The organism is Cyclobacteriaceae bacterium, from assembly GCA_025808415.1.
Classification (GTDB): Bacteria; Bacteroidota; Bacteroidia; order Cytophagales; family Cyclobacteriaceae; genus UBA2336.
The window spans coordinates 421558-439997 of the sequence record CP075525.1 but is presented as its reverse complement, the minus strand read 5'-3'; the positions used below and the strand labels follow the sequence as shown (position 1 = coordinate 439997).

14 protein-coding genes are annotated in these 18440 nt (G+C 44.4%); 8 read left to right on the top strand and 6 right to left on the bottom strand.

Features of this window, described 5'->3' with window-relative positions; all coding sequences use genetic code 11:
- Window positions 1-79: 79 nt before the first annotated feature.
- Together htpG and KIT51_01980 are read left to right on the top strand one after the other, a co-directional pair.
- Entirely contained in the window at window positions 80-2014 is a 1935-nt protein-coding gene (gene htpG / locus KIT51_01985) for a molecular chaperone HtpG (protein UYN87071.1), read from the top strand.
- Window positions 2015-2217: 203 nt separating this feature from the next.
- Complete coding sequence (locus KIT51_01980) at window positions 2218-2949, top strand: hypothetical protein (protein UYN88470.1); 732 nt, start codon at window positions 2218-2220, stop codon at window positions 2947-2949.
- Between the two features lie 52 nt (window positions 2950-3001).
- Here KIT51_01980 and KIT51_01975 read toward each other — a convergent pair whose 3' ends face one another.
- Window positions 3002-3352, bottom strand: coding sequence for a YraN family protein (locus KIT51_01975; GenBank protein ID UYN87070.1), 351 nt, complete (start codon window positions 3350-3352; stop codon window positions 3002-3004).
- Between the two features lie 74 nt (window positions 3353-3426).
- Between KIT51_01975 and KIT51_01970 the strand changes: the two genes are divergently transcribed.
- The 5 genes from KIT51_01970 to KIT51_01950 are packed head-to-tail and all read left to right on the top strand — an operon-like array spanning window position 3427 to window position 6181.
- On the top strand, window positions 3427-4434 hold the full coding sequence (locus tag KIT51_01970; protein UYN87069.1) for a bifunctional phosphoglucose/phosphomannose isomerase: 1008 nt from the start codon (window positions 3427-3429) through the stop codon (window positions 4432-4434).
- Window positions 4435-4472: 38 nt separating this feature from the next.
- Entirely contained in the window at window positions 4473-4703 is a 231-nt protein-coding gene (locus tag KIT51_01965) for a DUF433 domain-containing protein (GenBank protein UYN87068.1), read from the top strand.
- 7 nt (window positions 4704-4710) lie between these two features.
- Window positions 4711-5061 carry a DUF5615 family PIN-like protein gene (locus tag KIT51_01960; GenBank protein UYN87067.1) on the top strand — a complete coding sequence of 117 codons (351 nt, stop codon included), beginning with the start codon at window positions 4711-4713 and terminating at the stop codon, window positions 5059-5061.
- Between the two features lie 2 nt (window positions 5062-5063).
- Entirely contained in the window at window positions 5064-5780 is a 717-nt protein-coding gene (gene lipB / locus KIT51_01955) for a lipoyl(octanoyl) transferase LipB (GenBank protein UYN87066.1), read from the top strand.
- On the top strand, window positions 5777-6181 hold the full coding sequence (locus KIT51_01950) for a hypothetical protein (GenBank protein ID UYN87065.1): 405 nt from the start codon (window positions 5777-5779) through the stop codon (window positions 6179-6181). The genes lipB and KIT51_01950 overlap by 4 nt, the downstream gene beginning before the upstream one ends.
- A gap of 135 nt (window positions 6182-6316) precedes the next feature.
- Here KIT51_01950 and KIT51_01945 read toward each other — a convergent pair whose 3' ends face one another.
- From KIT51_01945 to KIT51_01935, 3 genes are all read right to left on the bottom strand, one after another.
- Entirely contained in the window at window positions 6317-8818 is a 2502-nt protein-coding gene (locus tag KIT51_01945; GenBank protein ID UYN87064.1) for an ABC transporter permease, read from the bottom strand.
- Window positions 8819-8892: 74 nt separating this feature from the next.
- Window positions 8893-11403, bottom strand: coding sequence for an ABC transporter permease (locus KIT51_01940; protein ID UYN87063.1), 2511 nt, complete (start codon window positions 11401-11403; stop codon window positions 8893-8895).
- A 74-nt stretch (window positions 11404-11477) separates the two neighbouring features.
- The gene (locus tag KIT51_01935) at window positions 11478-13982 is read right to left on the bottom strand and encodes an ABC transporter permease (GenBank protein UYN87062.1); all 2505 of its coding nucleotides are present in this window, start codon (window positions 13980-13982) and stop codon (window positions 11478-11480) included.
- Between the two features lie 294 nt (window positions 13983-14276).
- Between KIT51_01935 and KIT51_01930 the strand changes: the two genes are divergently transcribed.
- Complete coding sequence (locus tag KIT51_01930) at window positions 14277-15485, top strand: ATP-binding protein (GenBank protein ID UYN87061.1); 1209 nt, start codon at window positions 14277-14279, stop codon at window positions 15483-15485.
- 44 nt (window positions 15486-15529) lie between these two features.
- Here KIT51_01930 and KIT51_01925 read toward each other — a convergent pair whose 3' ends face one another.
- Window positions 15530-16897 carry a GHKL domain-containing protein gene (locus tag KIT51_01925; protein ID UYN87060.1) on the bottom strand — a complete coding sequence of 456 codons (1368 nt, stop codon included), beginning with the start codon at window positions 16895-16897 and terminating at the stop codon, window positions 15530-15532.
- Window positions 16887-18272, bottom strand: coding sequence for a sigma-54-dependent Fis family transcriptional regulator (locus tag KIT51_01920; GenBank protein ID UYN87059.1), 1386 nt, complete (start codon window positions 18270-18272; stop codon window positions 16887-16889). Before KIT51_01920 ends, KIT51_01925 begins: the two co-directional genes overlap by 11 nt.
- Between the last annotated feature and the right edge of the window lie 168 nt (window positions 18273-18440).

Sequence of the window (18440 nt, the reverse complement as noted above, 5' to 3'; positions counted from 1 at the left end):
ATTTGAAATCCCTGCCGCACGCAGGGATTTTCATTTTTAGACCTGTATTCACAAACTTTTAAACTCAAAAAACAACACTATGGCAGCCGTACAGGAAAAAGGTACCATTTCTATCCATACCGAGAACATCTTCCCCATCATCAAAAAATTCCTTTACTCCGACCACGAAATATTTTTGCGTGAGTTGGTAAGCAATGCCGTGGACGCCACGCAGAAATTAAAAAAACTGACTTCATTAGGTGAGTTTAATGGCGAGCTGGGTGATCTAAAAATTGAAGTAAGCTTCGATAAAAAGAAAAAGACCATCACCGTAAGCGACAAAGGCATTGGCATGACAGCCGATGAGGTGAAGAAATATATCAACCAGATTGCATTTTCCGGGGCAGCAGAATTTGTAGAGAAATTCAAAGACAAGGCAGACGCAAAAGATATTATCGGAAAGTTTGGATTAGGTTTTTACTCCGCCTTTATGGTGGCCGATAAAGTGGAGGTGATCTCCAAATCGTACCAGGAAGGAACCGAAGCCGCCAAGTGGACGTGCGATGGCTCCACCGAATTCGAATTATCGAAAGCGAAAAAAGAAACCCGTGGTACGGACGTAATTCTTCACATCAATGCCGACTCTGAAGAGTTTCTGGATGAATGGCGTTTAAAGGGAATCTTAGAAAAGTACTGTAAGTTTCTGCCGGTTGAAATCAAATTCGGAACGAAAGAGGAAAGTGTGCCTGTCCGAACGCCTGAAGACAGTCAGGCGGGCGGGGAAGATGGCGAAGACAAGGAAGGCAAGAAAAAATACAAAACCGTTACCGTTGATCGTATTATCAACAACACCCAGCCCATTTGGACCAAATCGCCAAACGATTTAAAAGATGAAGACTACCTGAAGTTTTACAAAGAACTTTATCCCTTCAGCGAGGATCCGTTGTTCTGGATTCACCTTAACGTAGATTATCCCTTTAACCTCACGGGCGTGCTCTACTTCCCCAAAGTGAAAAACGATTTTGAAATCCAGAAAAACAAAATACAACTGTACTCGCGCCAGGTATTTATTACCGATGAAGTGAAGGATGTTGTGCCTGATTTTTTAATGCTGTTACATGGCGTGCTGGACTCGCCCGATATCCCACTAAACGTGTCGCGCAGTTATTTGCAAAGCGATTCTAACGTAAAAAAAATCAGTCAGCACATTACTAAAAAAGTTGCCGATAAGTTGCAGGACTTGTTCAAGAAAGACCGCAAGGATTTTGAAAAGAAATGGGACGACATCAACATCTTTGTAAAGTACGGTATCATCAGCGATGAAAAATTCTACGACCGTGCCAAAGATTTTTCGCTGTTCAAAAATGTTGAAGGCCAATACTTCACGTTTGATGAATACAAAGAAAAGGTAAAGCCTAACCAAACCGATAAAGAAAAACAATTAGTATACCTGTACGCATCTGATGCCGGCAAGCAACATAGCTTTATTGAAGCCGCAAAAAATAAAGCTTACGATGTGCTGTTACTTGATGGCATTCTCGACAACCACTTCATTAACACGTTGGAACAAAAACTGGAGAAAACCCAGATCAAACGGGTTGACAGTGATACGGCTGATAAGCTTATCGATAAAGATGAGAAAAACGAGAGTGTTTTGTCGAAGGAAGAGGAGGAACAGGTAAAAAGCATTTTCGAAAAAGCCATTAACAACACCCACATGACGGTGACGGTTAACGCTATGGCTACCGATGATTTTCCGGTAGTGATTACCATGAGCGAGTTTATGCGCAGAATGAAAGACATGGCCAAGATGGGCGGTGGTGGTTACGCTTTTATGGGCTCCATGCCCGATAGCTATACTGTAGCCGTTAACGGCAACCATGGCATTATTCAAAAAATTCTGAAGGCCGAAACGGAGGAGCAAAAAACAAAACTGGCCAAACAAGCTTTTGACCTTGCCCTGCTTTCGCAAAATATGCTTACCGGGGCCGACCTTACTAATTTTATTAAGCGTAGCGTAGAGTTTGTCGCTTAATACGAGCGAACCTTAGCGCCTCTGCGGTCATGAACATTCACCGCAAGGGCGCTGAGGCATCACATCGGAACCGTTGCGATTTTGCCCATACTTTTTCAACTTTAGTCTCGTTTTAAAGCGAAATGCGCTACATTTTTCTTTTAGTTATACTTTTTGTTATACCTGTGGCCTCCCTGCTTGCTCAGGAAGAACAGCAGGATAAAATGTTCACGATCGATACCCCGGTAAACCTCGACTTTACCAAGGAAGAGGAACCCATGAATACCTCTAAAAAGAAGAAGCCAAAGAAAAAAGTATTCTACGGGATAAAAACCAAAAAAGGATTTTCGCGCAAAGGGGTTGGTGAGCGTACCGTTTACGAAACTTTCTTCTACCTGAAAAAACCCGAAGTACCCGAAACCCTGGTGCGCGATATTTATTACTACGATTTTGCCCGCAGGGAAATTATACGAACCAGCCGGTTCGATCCAAAAAAAGGTGTGCTCGTGCACGGTCCCTACAAGAAGATTCAAAACAACGTAGTGCTGGAGTCGGGGATTTTTTATAAGGGCACCAAGCATGGGCGCTGGATGAAATACTCACGCGACAGCGTGTTGCAGGACAAAGAGAAATATTTCCGTGGTTGGCCAAAAGAATCCCTGATCAGCTATTATGATCCGGTGGAACGCAAACAGCCCAAAGAAATCATACCGATTGAATTTGGCGAGAAGGAAGGAAACTATTACATGTTTTTTGAAAACGGGCAAGTAGCCGTGACCGGTGAATATAAATGGGACCAGCGGGTTGGTGATTGGTATGAGTACTATCCCAGCGGCCGCAGGAAAAAATTAGTTGCCTACCCAAAAGAACCGTTCGACAAAAATGTTACGCCCTACATAAAAGTGGAGTGGAACGATAAAGGAAAGGAAATTTACCGGAACAACAAGGGAAGTTAAGTTCCTAAACCTGACAATCAAGTTACATCAGTAACATCAACGAATTAACCAATCAATTTATCGCATCCTCAAAATGCCTGATCTCGGGAGGGTTGCCCAACTTTACAGAAATAATATCGAAGCGGATGTGCCCGTGCCAATTGTTGGCGAAAATATATTCCTCGGCAGCTTCAAAAATTTTCCTACCCTTTTTACCATCTACAAACGATTCCGGCTCACCAAAAGCGCTTGAGCTACGGGTTTTAACTTCCACAAAAAGCAACCAATCATTTTTTTTTACAATCAGGTCAATCTCGGCATGTTTAAAGCGAAAGTTCCGGGCTACTACTGCATACCCTTTCCGCTCCAGGTATTCAGCAGCAAGGTCTTCACCCTTTTTTCCTATGGCAGCTTTATCCGACATAAAATGTTTACAATTCCTTTACCAGCATTCTAAATTCGTACATTAAATAATACCTTTGAACGGAATTTATCAGCATGTCAGCAACAAAGAAATATATTGAAAGCTTCACACGCCAGTTGGCCGAAGCGCTTCGCATCAGCGAGGCTATTGATTTAGTACGGCCCGGCAGCGACATCCGTAACGTGGTTATTGCCGGCATGGGTGGTTCAGGCATTGGCGCTAACCTGGTGGAATCATTAACCTTTGGCCGGATTCCCATCCCGATAACCGTTTGCAAAAGTTATAACATCCCCCAGTTTGTTAGCCCGCATACGTTGTTTATTGCCTGTTCGTATAGCGGCAACACCGAAGAAACCATAGCGGCCCTTAACAAAGCGTTGCTGAAGCGCGCACACGTTATTGCCATTGCCTCCGGAGGCAAACTGTTGGATATCGCACGGGAGTACAACCTGTTTTACATTCAGCTCCCGTCCGGATCGGACAGCCCCCGGGCCATGCTGGCCTACAACATGATTGCGCTGCTTTCGGTGCTGTACCATACCGGACTTATCGGATCAACCTTTATCAAGGAAACCGAAAATGCCATCCAGTTTTTAGACCGTGGCGAAAAGGGGATTCAGAATGAAGCCGAACTTATTGCCCGTAAGCTAAAAGGTAAGCTTCCGGTAATTTATTGCGACAACCGGCTGTATGCCATGGCGCTTCGTTTTCAACAACAACTAAACGAAAATGCCAAGCACATGGCGCACATCAACACCTTTCCGGAAATGAACCACAATGAATTGGTGGGCTGGCAATTCCCGGAAAACCTGATGCCCATGCTGCAGGTAATTTATATGTATTCCGACCATGATCACGAACGTGTGGAAAAACGCATGGAGATTTGCCGCACTATTTTTGAAAAACGATCGAACCCGATTATTGATGTGGTGGGTGAAGGTGCCTCATTGCTGGAACAATACTACTACCTTATTCACCTTACCGATTGGGTATCCTTTTACCTGGCGAAAGAAAATGGCGTTGAGCCTGACCCAATTGAATCCATCAACTACTTAAAAGGAGAACTGGATAAAATAAAATAAACTTTGAGAAGCAATTCTATGTTTATAATTTGATTCCTATGGAATGGCGCGAACACATCACTTCAAACAAAGAAATCCTTGGCGGAAAGCCAATCATTAAAGGCACCCGTCTGTCTGTTGAATTTCTTCTCGGACTATTTGCCACTGGGTGGTCAGAGGAAAAAGTTCTTAAAAACTATCCGACCTTAAAGAAAAATGATATTCTTGCCCTCTTTGCTTATGCTCAGGATAGTGTTAAAGACGACTTACTGATTGGCCTCAAACCATAAGCGCTAAATGAAGCTTTTAGCGGATGAAAATATCCCTCTTGAAACTGTTGAGTTGCTTGAGGAGTCTGGTTTTGATGTTCTGTCTATTTTACGAAAATACTCAGGAGTTGCTGACACTAAAATTATTGATCTCGCAAATAATGAAGACCGTCTTATTATTACTTTCGATAAAGATTTTGGCTTCCTTGTTTTTGCTAGAGGTTTCTTACCGAAGAAGGGAATCATTTTCTTAAGAAATGCTGAGCTTGCTCCTGAGAAAACTGCACAACTTCTAATCAATCTTCTCCGTTCAGGTTCCACATTTGAAGGGCACATAACTGTTGTAACGGAACACTTTATCCGGCAACGAAAACTTTAGGCATGAATTCGAACCTCAACCGCCAAACAAAATTCATAAACCTCGGTCTTATCGACTATCAACAAGCCTGGGATTACCAGGCTTCGCTTTTTTCAAAAATCCTCGATGTAAAAAAAGAAAACCGCGACTTACCAGTCGGTCAACAAAAGCAAACGGATAATTTTTTGATCTTCTGTGAACATCCGCATGTGTTCACCCTCGGAAAAAGTGGTGATGAGGCTAATCTGAAAATAAAAAAAGAAAATCTGCACACCATAAATGCGTCCTACATCCAATCCAACCGCGGGGGCGACATCACCTACCATGGCCCGGGGCAGATTGTTGTCTACCCGGTGATTGATCTCGAAAACTTTTTTACCGACATTCATCAATACATGCGCCTGTTGGAGGAGTCGGTAATGCTAACCTTGAATACGTTTGGAATTACAGCAGGGCGCATAGCCGGGCTTACCGGTGTATGGCTTGATGTTGACCAGGAAAAGAAGTCGAGGAAGATTTGTGCAATGGGCGTAAAAACCAGTCGCTGGGTAACCATGCACGGCCTGGCATTCAACGTAAATACTGACCTCAATTACTTTGATTACATCATTCCGTGTGGTATTGCCGATAAAGCGGTAACGTCTATGGAAAAAGAGTTGGGACAAAAACAAGACATGAAAGCCGTAGAAGAAATGCTCAAAGCCAGGATTGCAGAACTTTTTAACATGGAGTTGGTATGATCTGCGATATTGAAATACCCGAAGTAAAAAATGTCAGTGTTGCAATTACCTGCAAACAACAACCCGGTGAAACGGCTGAATGGAGCGTTTACCTGATCAATAAAAACCCTTTCCCGATTGAAAACACCTTGGTGGCCAGCAAAGGCTATGGCGAAAAAGACGGCCAGGAGCAACAAACTTCCGTATTGCGGCATTTTATAGAAACGGTGCCTGCCCATAGTGCTGCGTTGGTTGAACCGATTGACCCGGCCGTGTTTCATTTAGACAATGAATACTGGGTAAGCTATTACATTGGTACTACCATTTTTGATAAGCGATTTGTTTTTGTGCCCGATTCCATTCGGGAGGAAAACCTGATTTTCATCAAAGAGTTAAACGCAGAAGGAGTACTACACTCGTGATAAGTAATTGCTTAGAGGGACTTCAAAAGAATGTATAGGCGAATAACTGACCGATGCTCTGCACACCCCGATTATGGTTGGTAGTTGTTGGTATGCTGGTTCTATCAACTAAGAACTAACAACCAGCAACGAATTTCACTCATACTTCAACGCCTCCACCGGGTTGCTCCTGGCGGCTTTCCATAATACCGAGGCAATCGTTGCAAACATGATCAACACCAAAATCAACACCGGCAATGTGAAGTGCCACCACTGCAAAGCAATCCGTTCGGAATATTTTTCTAAATATTGGTGGGTGAGGAAATAGGCGATTGGAATGCCGATGACGGTCGCTATCAAAATCTGTCTTACGGTTGTACTCAGTAACAACTGAGCAACCTGATACAACTCTGCGCCCAACACTTTGCGGATCCCTATCTCTTTCGTTTTTTCGGCAGCCTTATTCGAAATCATCCCTAACATACCCAAGCATGCTATGCCAATGGCCAGGCAGGTGAAGAATAATATTTGATTGCGCCAGATTTTCTCGCTCCGGTAATGACGATTTACATGATCATCAAGGAAATACCAGTTGAAAACATTTCCCGGAAAAATTTCTGTATAGGCGCGTTCTACATCGCGAAGTAGGTCAGCTGTTTTTGTTGCCTCCAGGTTCAGTGTAAAGCGTTCAGGTTGCAGGTTTGCATTCAAATAATGTTTGTACGTCAGTGCTATGCCGGCATCGGCTTTTGAATCGTGGTCACCAGAAAATTTTAACATCGGGCGCAAGCGATAACCGTTTATCACACCAATAATGGTAACAGGCCTCCATTCAATGGTATCCATAACCGTGGGTTTACCTTCAATTTGAATGACCGAACCCACCGCCTCTCCGGCTGATTCAAATCCAAGGCGTGGAAGCGCGCCTTCGCTGATGATGATACTGTTATCACGATCTGACTCTGTAAAATTTCTTCCAGCCAAAAGATTGATGTTGTAAAACGGGATAAAGTCCTCATCAACGCCACCGTTGGTATCCAATGCTATGAATGGAGTATTTAAGTTTCGCTTTACGCCAATATTTTTTACACCATCACCCATTACCGAACTGCTGATGGTCATATTCCGGATTCCGGATAGTGCCTGTAGCTTATTCTTGAAAACCTCTACATCTGACGCATAGTGGTTTGTTTTGAACACAGGTGCATTAATGGTGATTAGATTTTCTTTACTAAACCCCAGGTCTTTTGCTAACACAAAGGTCACCTGTTGGTAAATCATAAATCCCCAGATGATAAGCACAACAGCTATGGATAATTGCAGGGATGTTAATGACCACTGAACACCCGTTTTTCCTGTGAGCTGATTTTTCTTGTTGAAGAGATCCCTGATTTTCGGAACCATCGACAAATAGGTGGGATACGCTGCCGAGAGCAGCGTCATCAGCGCAACAACCAAAAACATGAGCAAGATGGATTCCTGATCAATTTCGAAAACGTTAAGCTGCAACGCCACATTCAATGGATATTTCAACAATTGAATCAAAGTAAAGGCCAGGGTCAATGCGATGATGAAAACAAGCGCTGATTCGATGGTAAATTGTTTAATGAAATCCACTGACGCGGCACCGGATACTTTTCGGGTAGCCACCTCTTTCTGGCGCAGCCTGATGCGGGAGTTGGTCAGACTGATATAGTTCACAAAAGCCAGCACCAGAACCAACAATCCTACCGATTGGAAAATATGAAGTAAAGTTTTTGACTTTGGATTGAATTGATCGCCTCTCCATTTTTGACTAAAGGCAACTTCGCTTAACGGCTGAATTAAGTTGGTGGCTTTAGATTTGAATAAACGCAGTGCGGGCCCAAAATACTTTTCAATGATTTCCGGTTGATTGAGTTTACGCCCAAATTCTTTCCAATCTGGCGATGGGCCGCCTTTTACATACGTTGTTGCAACAGGAGGTCCAAAAGCGGTAGCCCAATAATTTACCCTGCTTTGATTAGATAATACAATCTTAAAATCAAGATGTGTGTTCGATGGCAGATCAGTAAAAACGCCCGTGACGATATACGCTTGTTTGTTGATAGCGATGCTTTTTCCTAAGGCTTCATCATTACCAAAATACTTTTGTGCAATAGAATGGCTTAGCACGGCAGCGTTGGCCTCTTTTAAAACATGGGCAGCATCACCCTGCAGCAAGGGTATGGAGAAGAACTGAAAAAGGTTGGCATCGGCCATCACTACTTTCTCTTCCAAAATTTTTACTTCTGCATATCCGGGTTTTTCGTAGGATACCACAATGTCCTTACCGAAACCGGTAAGTTCAGCGGTGAAGTAGCTGCGATCGAGTATGCGCGTATAACTCTCCACATCCGGAAAGTCAGCGGCCACCTGAACAGCAAAGGGGGTACCAGTAACACCATATAGCTCACTATCCCAACTCTTATTATCATCCGACCATTCCCATAAGAGGCCAAGCCGGGCTATCCGCTCCCAATCTTTCCATTGCTGGTCACTTTTTAATTCATGCCGGGCGTATTGCCAGAGAATAATAAACACAGCAAAGCCCACACTAAGTCCCGCCACATTAATGAATGTGAAGAACGGATTTCTCGCCATCAGGCGCAGGGAGAGTTTGAGGTAGTTTAATAACATGGTTGTTCGTTATGGGTTGGCAGTTGTTGGTATGCTGGTTCTATCAACTAGGAACTAACAACCAACAACTTTTATCATTCATACTTCAGTGCCTCCACCGGGTTGCTCCTGGCGGCTTTCCATAATACGGTTGCTACTGTGCTTAACATGATCACCATCAAAATCACCACAGGTAAAGCGAAGTGCCACCAGTGCAGAGCCATATGATCGGAGTATCTGTTCAGGTAGTCTTTTGTTAAGTACCAGGCAATGGGTGTACCTATCAGGATTGCAACCAGCATTTGGCGCATCGTGGTGTTCAGCAAAATCATGGTTAACTGATGAAGCTGCGCGCCCAGCACCTTGCGGATACCGATCTCTTTTGTCTTTTCAACCACCTTGTGCGAAATCGTACCGAACAACCCCAGGCAGGCAATCACAATGGCCAGGCCCGTGAAGGTAATGATCTGATTGCGCGCTACTTTTTCCTGCTTATAAAGCTCGAAAACCTTTTCGTCAACAAATGACCATTGAAAAGGTACTTCGGGAAATGAACGATGAAATACAGATTGGACAGAAGTTAAAGCAGATCCGGCACCAAGTTCATTGAGTCGTACCGAAATCACTTCAGGAATAAAGTAATCTCGGTCAAGGTGGTGGTTATTGTGCATGAGTACAAAGCCCCTGCCGGTTTCTGTCTGAGTAATGCTGCCATTGTGGTTAAGATAAGAGAAGACCCGATAGTCTTCTATCACGCCTATCACTGTTGCTTCCTTCCAGTTGCGATCGTGACCCAGATCGTGACCCAGCAGGATTTTCTCGCCAATGGCATCTTCAGGAGACTGGAATGCGAAACGATTGGCCGCATAACGACTAATGATCACCGCATCAGGGGATTCCGCAGCATGAAAAGAGCGACCTGCGACCATTTTGATTCCATAAAAATCGATAAAGTCTTCATCAACTGAATTGCTTTCTACACAGTAAATCGTTTCGGCCCCTGTTTTTCTCACACAAAACTCTCCTCCACCCAAACGCGTGGGGTGATACTTACTGGCGGTGACAGATTCCACAGAAGGCAGAGCCTGAAGTTCATTTTTAAGCCCGGACACCACCGACCGGTAGTTATCCGGTTTTACCACTGGGCATTCAATTAAAATTGCCCGATCCCGGTTAATACCGATGTCTTTGTTGAGAATGAACTGTATCTGATTCGACACATTAAACACTAGCAAAATGAAAATGATAGCCACCGAAAATTGACCAACCGTGAGTACATGTGGCAGCAGCTTATTCCTGATACCTGATGACTTGCGGGCGTATAGCGACCTCGGTTGAAAAGACAAGGCGATTATGGCCGGATACAGACCGGTGATCAGTGTGCCCATGGCAATGAATGCCAGAGGCATCCAGGTGGCGCTTATATCGCTTGTGTAAAGGGAAGGTATATCAATGTTCAGCAAAGTTTTTGTTGGGACTTTCACTACCTGTATGATTGTCAATGCCAGCACTAACGAAATTCCGTTGAACACCAACGACTCGGTGACAAACTGCTCAATCATGTCTGCGGCTTTCGCCCCGGATACCCTGCGGGTGGCGACTTCATTAAATCGTTTTGAGATGCGGTGAATCGATAAGTTGATATAATTCGCCCAGGCCATGATTAATACGGAAAGCGCAATGAAAATGAGCACGAACAAAAATGACATAGATTTGGGATAAAAGTCATCGGCTATAAAATTTTTACTAAACGGAATTTCGGCAAGCGGCTGCACAAACATGCTCAGCCTCAGTGACGATTGCGCACGCAGGTTGTTAGCCCAGTACTGCTCTTTTTTTGAATTTAGCTTGGTCTCAAGATTTTCGAAATCCGGCTGGTTTAATTTTAAATACAACTTTGCTAGTCCAAAAAAAGCATTGTTCCATTTATTGAGATATGCAACATTGGAGATGGCAATATTAAAGTTAAGGTGGGTATTGGCGGGGAGATCCTTGAAAACGCCCGTCACGCGCAAGGCAATGGAATCGTTGAGTTGAATTATTCTACCGGTAGCATCGTCATTACCAAAGTATTTTTGGGCAACACTACTGGAAAGTACCACACTATTGGCTTCCCGAAGAGCTTCTTGTGGATTACCGGAAACGAGCGGTATTGTAAAAAACGTGAACAGATTAGAATCGGCATATACAACCTTCTCTTCGTAAAAAGATTTTTTCTGTCCGTATTCATCTCGCCAGGATAGGATCACTTTATTACCATGATTAACCAGTTCGGTGGAAAATGCATCTTGCTGATGTACCCTCAGGGTACTCTCCACTTCCGGAAAATCTTCATTGATAAACCCGGCAATGGGTGTTTTGCAAAATCCAAAGGTAGCATGCCCCCAGGTTTGGCCGCCATCCTCCGACCACTCCCAATTTACACCAACGCGCGCTATGCGTTCGTAGTCTCGGTGGTACTGGTCAGACTTTAATTCCCGTATGGCATAGCCCCACAGCGCATAGAATGAAGCAAAGCCAATAGCAAGCCCAATGATATTGATCCCGGAAAAAAATGGATTTCGCACCATCAGGCGGAGGGAGAGTTTGAGGTAGTTTAATAACATGGTTGTAAGTTATTGGTTGATAGTTGTTGGTCTGTTAATTCTATCGACTAAGAACTAACAACCAACAACTTTTTTCATTCATACTTCAGTGCCTCCACCGGATTTTGCTTCGCGGCTTTCCAAACTACAGACGCCACAGTGCCCAGCATGATCACAACCAACATCACCACAGGCAAGGCAAAGTGCCACCATTGAAGTTCAATACGTTCGGAGAATTTTTGAATGTAAGCGTCTCCCAGGTACCATGCGGTTGGCATACCCACCATAATCGCAATGCCCAATTGAATGAAGGAAGGTTGAAGGATCAGCCTGCTAATGTGCCCGCTATGGGCTCCGAGGATTTTGCGAATGCCGATTTCCTTTGTCGTGGATATAACTTTGTGGGCAATCATGCCCTGGAAACCCAAACAGGCAATCACTATGGCAAGCACCACGAAAAGCATAATACGATTGCGGGTTATCATTTCATTTGCGTACAGATTATTCATGCTTTCTTCGAGAAATGACCAGGTAAAAGCTGTTCCAGGATACATTACTTTATAATCAGCTTCTGCAGCAGCTATTGAATGCTGAATGTTGCCGGGGTTCAGCTTGATGAAAAGTTTTTCGAGTGGAAAAAATTCAACATTCTTGTTTTTATACGTGAACATTTTTCCTTTGGATTGAAAATCATTTTTCAAGTCCGTAGCAGCCACTGAGGTCTCAAAAAATGGAAAGGTTCGATACTCCTTGACTACACCTACTATTTCAACTGTGAGCCATTCCCCTAACTCTTCACTTTTCAGAACCTCCAATCTTGTACCTAATGCATCGGCTGAATTTTCAAAACCCAACCGTTGAACTGCTACTTCACTAAGAATAGCGACATCACTCCGGTCATCCTGGATAAAATTTCGTCCGGCCACCAGCTTTAAATTGAAGAGCTGGAGATACGTTTCGTTTATACCATTCCATTCAAAGCCGATTTGCATCAGACTGCCGGCTCTTCGTGAATTCAATTGAAAATAATCTACCCCGGGGGCACCGAGGCCGTATGCCGTTTTATCGATCGAGGGGTTGGCCGCGAGCCTGCTAATTAACCCTTCCAGATGATTTTCATGATTTCTTACTGCAGGAATTTCTACTACCAGCACATGATCACGATCAAAACCGACTTCTTTGTCAAGGATATGGTTCAACTCGAAGTACACTAATGACGACCACAGTATTAACGTAATAGCTGACGCATATTGAACAATAACCAGGCTTGATGATAATATCCCCCCGGAACTTTCGGCTGTCCTCTTGAAAAGAGAGAGAGGATGACTATTCCTTGTCTTATATGCCGGAAACAAACCCGTTATGGCAATGCTTAGCACAAACACCATAATAAAAACTACAAATGACCCAGTTTCTGTTTGCCCCAGTTCACTAATTTGAATATTGAATAAATGATGGAAGGGAATCCGGGCAAACTGCAAAAGCGTTATGGCCAAAAGCAACGCAAGTAAATTGATCAGTGCTGATTCGGTGAGAAATTGAAAAGCGAAATCCGTACCGCGTGCCCCATTAACTTTTCGGGTGGCCAGCTCCTTTTCCCGCTTCTTGTTTCTGGCGATCCATAAATTGATGTAATTGATCCATGCCATCGCCAGCAGCACAACAGCCACAGTGGCAAAGGTTATTAGTAGTGACTTTGACCGAAAAGCAAATTCATCGCCCGGAAGATTTGCGCTGAATATTATTTCAGCTAACGGCTGAACAAACACTTCGATGTCTGTATTATGCAGTACCTGCAGGATGGCAGCAAAATAATCTCCCTTTCTTCCATTTAACTTTGCCTCAAACGCTTCAAATGAATTTCCTTCTTTAAGTTTCACATAATTGATGGTCGGACTATTAAGGGCTTTTGCCCATACCTCTAAGTATGGCGTGTTCGAAATGACCGTATTAAAAGTCAGGTGCGTGTTATGCGGCAGGTCCTTAAAAACACCGGTCACTTTAAGGGTAATCGAATCGTTGAGCTTTAACAATTCACCTACCGGGTCTGTGTTGTCAAAGTACTTGACCGCCTGACTTTCAGAAAGCACAACCGAACCGGCTTCAGCTAAAACATTATCCGGATTGCCGCGTACCAGGGGAATGGAAAAGAAATTGAAAAGATTTTGATCCGCATAGATGACGTGTTCTTCCCTGAAAATCCTGTCCTCCTGTATTCGTCCAACTCTTGACATGGTGATCTTTCTCCCGTTAGGAACCAGGCCTGCCGGAATCCCGAAGAAAGGCTGTGTATGAAGACGCACATAATCCTCCACCTCGGGAAAGTCTTCTTTTACACGTAATGGAATATCCGACTTAGAAAAACCGACCCTGGAGTGGTCCCAATTCTTGCCAGCATCAGTCCATCTCCAGTGATACCCGATTCTGGCAATGCGCTCATAGTCCTTATGATATTGATCAGCTCGTAACTCATTTATAGAAAAATCCCACAACACGATAAAAGACGCCAAGCCAATACCCAACCCAAGAATATTAATCAACGTGAAAAACGGACTTCTTGCCATCAGGCGCAGGGAGAGTTTGAGGTAGTTGAGGAGCATTCTTCTATTCTTTAAAGTAGGCAGTAGGCAAAGGACAATAGGCAATCACCTAGCTTGCCTGCAGATTCAGAATCAGGCCAATTGAAATTTCCCGCTTAAATCGCCAAAATCAAAGCCTTTGAATAGTCGGGTGTTCTGAATCAGAACAATGTATTGTTTCAGGACGAAACAACTTCAGGTATGGCATCTTAGAAATCGGGAAGATTTTTTGCTATCCTTTTCAGCGGGTTTTGTAAAGTTTATTCTGACAATATAAACTTTTATATATTTGCAGTATAAACTATCCGGCACGCTGTGGTATTAAAATCAGAATTGGAAATTGCTTACCGGTTGCAGCAGGATTTCATAAAACCGGTGAAATCGTTTATCAGACGCGACTATCCTGCCCCGGCCAGGAGCAATCACGTGGAGGTAATCTCGGGCATACGGAGGTGCGGCAAAAGTACACTGATGGACCAGATCAAACAGGGTTATGGAGACGCTGCAGGCTATTTCAATTTTGAAGACCCGCGCGTGCACGACTTCGGAGTATCTGATTTTCAAAAACTGGATGAGGTGATCGGCACAGAAACGAAAGCTTATTTCTTCGATGAAATCCAAAACGTTCCCTCCTGGGAAATTTATGTTCGCCAGCTGCACGATCGGGGCAAAAAGGTTTTTATCACCGGCTCGAATGCATCGTTGCTCAGCAAGGAGTTGGGAACGCGATTAACCGGCCGGCACCTCAGGCATGAATTGTTTCCGTTTTCCTACCCGGAGTATCTGCAATACACCAGGTCAAAAAATTCAACTCTTGCTTTTGAAGATTACCTACAACATGGTGGCTTTCCCGAATATCTCCGCGACCGAAATGAAGAAATGCTGCAGATGCTGCTGAAAGACATTGTGGCAAGAGATATCGCCATCCGGTACGGAATAAAAAACACGAGAACGCTGATGGATATCACGTTGTATTTGCTTTCGAACGTGGGCAAAGAATTCACCTTCAATAGTTTGCGCAAATCGTTCCAGGTAGGATCGGCCAACACCGTTTCAGATTATCTTTCATGGCTGGAGGACACCTATCTGCTATTTTTTCTCACCCGGTTTAGCTGGTCGGCCAAAAGCCGTGCAGTTAACCCACGGAAAGTTTATGCTATTGACACCGGCATGATCAATGCCAACAGTTTAAGCTTCAGCAAAGACAAAGGTCGTTTGCTGGAAAACATAGTGTACCTGCATCTCCGTAAAAGGAATTATGAACTGTCCTATTTCCGCGAACAAACGGAGTGTGACTTTGTGGTATTCGAAAAAGGAAAATGTAAAACGGTGATGCAGGTTTGCCAGCAACTGCACAACGAAAACCAGGACCGTGAAACCGGGGGCTTGCTGGAGGCAATGGATTTTTTCGGATTGAAATCCGGGCTGATTATCACCCAGGGGCAAGCCGATGCATTGCGTGTTGATAGAAAAACAATTGAATTGAAACCCGCCCACCAGTTTTTGATGGAGGATAACTTCTGAAAGAGTACTCTTCTCCTGCGTGAGCCGCTGCTCAGGCAAATTACTCAGGATGTAAAACTCAACGTGAACACACTCCCCCTGCCCGGTATGGATTGCACACTGATATCCCCATTTTGTTTCTGCATGATTTGCTTGGAGATGCTCAGCCCGATTCCTGAACCTCCTTTCTTGGTGGAGAAGAACGGAATGAAAATCTGGTCGAGGTCCTCCTGTGAAATTCCCTGCCCGGTGTCACGTACATGAAGTTGCCGGTAGCGATTGCCCACAAATGACGCAGCCAGTTCAATGTGCTTTTCGTCCTTCATGTTGCGCATGGCTTCCACGGCATTCTTGATCAGGTTGATCAACACCTGTTGGGTAAGACACCTGTCTGCGTACACAAATTGCTGGGCAGGAATCTTGATAGACAGGGTAATATTCTCCTTCTGTAATTCCTTCATATAGAGTGAAAGGGATTCATTCACAAGGGCAAGCATTTCAACTTTTTCAAGACAAGGCTCCGGCACCTGGTTGATGTTGCGGAAATTGTGAACAAATTCTTTCAATGATTTGCTTCGCTGGTCAATCGTGCGCAGGCTTTCCATCATATCGCTTCGCTCTTCCTCGGTGAGGCGTCTATCCTTTGCATTTGCTTCCGTCACCATTTCATAGATGTATGAAGAGAGGGTTGATAGCGGAATGGCGGAATTGGATATCTCATGGGTGAGCACACGCAGGAGTTTCTGCCAGGTTTCCGCTTCCCGTGCAGCCATTTCGCTGCTTACATCGTGGATAGAAATCAGCTTTAGATTCCTGTTCTCAAACAACAAGTGTTGCGCATGGATAGAAAGTATGGATGTCTTTCCGGCCACCACCAGTTTTTCGGTAATCCTTCCCCCATCAGGCATTTCGATCAGCGTGCGCGTAAGGCCCGCATCGATACGGCCAAGCGATTCAATCTTTTGCAGGAATGGCACCTGGAACAGATTCTTGGCTGCGTGGTTGATCAGAAAAATTTCCCCGGTTGTTTCTTCAAAACAAATCAGGGGCGCGCTGGAATTTTCAACGATGGCCTGCAGCAACTGATGTTGTGATTCACGCTCGGACCTGAGCTTTTTGAAAATATCATTCAACTGGTTGAAGGCGCGGTGAAGATCATAATTGTCAGAGTCTTTGCTCTCAGAAAAGGTAATGGCAAAATCGTTTTGGCGGAGGGCCTGCAGGAAAGCGGTGAGCTTGAGTTCTGATTGCGTGACAAACCTTATGGTCTCAATGAACAGCCCAATCGTGATGATACTCGTCCAGATGCCGGCCATCCAATAGGGTGAATCAAATACAAGGAAGCCCGTAAGGCATCCGAAAATGCAAATCCCCAATAGTCGTATGGCTACTCTTAACCGGAGCCGCTTACGAATGTGAGATTCATTTTCCATATTCGCTCAGGCCGTATTCTTCAATCTTTCGGTAAAGGGTAGTGCGGCCAATGCCCAGTTCCTCCGCAGCACGCGTGAGGTTACTCCCGGATTTCAACAATGCCTTCCGGATTACTTCGCGTTCCATTTCGGAAATATTCAGGGTTTCGATCTCACGCGAAGGGCTTTCAATTAAATCCATCAGTTGAAAATCCGATGCGTACACCACCGGCTCGCGGCACAAAATTACTGCGCGCTCAATAGCATGCTGAAGTTCGCGAATGTTTCCGGGCCATCTGTATTTGCGCAAATCTGAAAGGAGGTTCAGGCCTGGTTCAAGTGACTTGTTGTATCGCTTTGTATAGTATTCAAAATAGTACTGGAACAGGTCAGGCAAATCCTCCATCCGTTCGCGAAGCGCAGGCAGATTGATTTCAATGGTCTTGATGCGATAAAAAAGATCTTGCCGGAAGGTTCCGTTCTTCACAAAATCATAAATCGGTGCATTGGTAGCGCAAATGATGCGAACGTCAATTTCAACCGGGGTATTGGAGCCAACCTTGCATACCGACTTAGTCTGGATCGCGGAAAGCAATTTGATCTGGAGTTCTGGGGGAATATTTCCGATTTCATCCAGGAACAGTGTGCCTTTGTGTGCGAGTTCAAATTTTCCAATGCGGGATTCTTTGGCATCAGTAAAGGCGCCCTTTTCATGACCAAACATCTCCGATTCAAAAAGTGTCGGAGGCAGTGCACCTACATCGACTACGATGAATGGCTCATGCGCGCGGTTTGAGCGCTGATGAATTGCCCTGGCAACCAATTCCTTCCCGGTACCATGTTCCCCAAGTATCAATACCGATGCATCGGTTTCCGCAACACTGTCAATAGCTGAAAGTACAGGCTGCATGGTAGGAGCTGAAGCAATGAATGGACTCTCATTTTTGTTGAGATGATCCTGTAAAGCCTGTTGCTTTGATTTCAGGTTCCGGTTTTCTTTTCGGGCCTGTGTCTGGTGATACGCGTTAACCATGGTGGTGACGAGCTTTTCCTTGTCCCACGGCTTTGGCAGGAAATCAACAGCCCCTTCTTTAATCGATTTTACCGCCAGTTCAATATCGCCATAGGCGGTTTGCAATACCACCTGCGTATGGGGCGACAGCACCCGGATACGATTCATCCAGAAGATGCCCTCATTGCCAGAAGTGACTCCTGCACTGAAGTTCATATCCAGCAGGATAACATCAACTTCACGTTGCTTCAGAAACGACTCCAGTGTTTTCGGTGAACTGAGTGTTTCAATGGTCTCAAAATACTGCTTCAGGATCATACGGGAGGTGAGCACCACATGGTCGTCATCATCAATAATCAGAATCGTTCCCGGGTATTTTTTCATGATTGGGAATAGAGGAGTAATCTAAATTAACCTAATTCATTCCCGGAACAAAGGCAGTTCCAAACTTAAAATCCAACAAAATCAAACCACCCTGCCAATATGACTTTGGTTGCGGTTGTTTAATTTTGAAACAGTTGTTTCATAAGAGAACAATCAAATTCACATTCT

Coding starts and splice junctions, on each gene's coding strand:
- KIT51_01970 (UYN87069.1), top strand. CDS start 3,427: ATGTCAGCAACAAAGAAATATATTGAAAGCTTCACACGCCAGTTGGCC.
- htpG (UYN87071.1), top strand. CDS start 80: ATGGCAGCCGTACAGGAAAAAGGTACCATTTCTATCCATACCGAGAAC.
- KIT51_01940 (UYN87063.1), bottom strand. CDS start 11,403: ATGTTATTAAACTACCTCAAACTCTCCCTCCGCCTGATGGTGCGAAAT.
- KIT51_01945 (UYN87064.1), bottom strand. CDS start 8,818: ATGTTATTAAACTACCTCAAACTCTCCCTGCGCCTGATGGCGAGAAAT.
- KIT51_01980 (UYN88470.1), top strand. CDS start 2,218: ATGTTCACGATCGATACCCCGGTAAACCTCGACTTTACCAAGGAAGAG.
- KIT51_01965 (UYN87068.1), top strand. CDS start 4,473: ATGGAATGGCGCGAACACATCACTTCAAACAAAGAAATCCTTGGCGGA.
- KIT51_01960 (UYN87067.1), top strand. CDS start 4,711: ATGAAGCTTTTAGCGGATGAAAATATCCCTCTTGAAACTGTTGAGTTG.
- KIT51_01935 (UYN87062.1), bottom strand. CDS start 13,982: ATGCTCCTCAACTACCTCAAACTCTCCCTGCGCCTGATGGCAAGAAGT.
- KIT51_01950 (UYN87065.1), top strand. CDS start 5,777: ATGATCTGCGATATTGAAATACCCGAAGTAAAAAATGTCAGTGTTGCA.
- KIT51_01975 (UYN87070.1), bottom strand. CDS start 3,352: ATGTCGGATAAAGCTGCCATAGGAAAAAAGGGTGAAGACCTTGCTGCT.
- KIT51_01925 (UYN87060.1), bottom strand. CDS start 16,897: ATGGAAAATGAATCTCACATTCGTAAGCGGCTCCGGTTAAGAGTAGCC.
- lipB (UYN87066.1), top strand. CDS start 5,064: ATGAATTCGAACCTCAACCGCCAAACAAAATTCATAAACCTCGGTCTT.
- KIT51_01920 (UYN87059.1), bottom strand. CDS start 18,272: ATGAAAAAATACCCGGGAACGATTCTGATTATTGATGATGACGACCAT.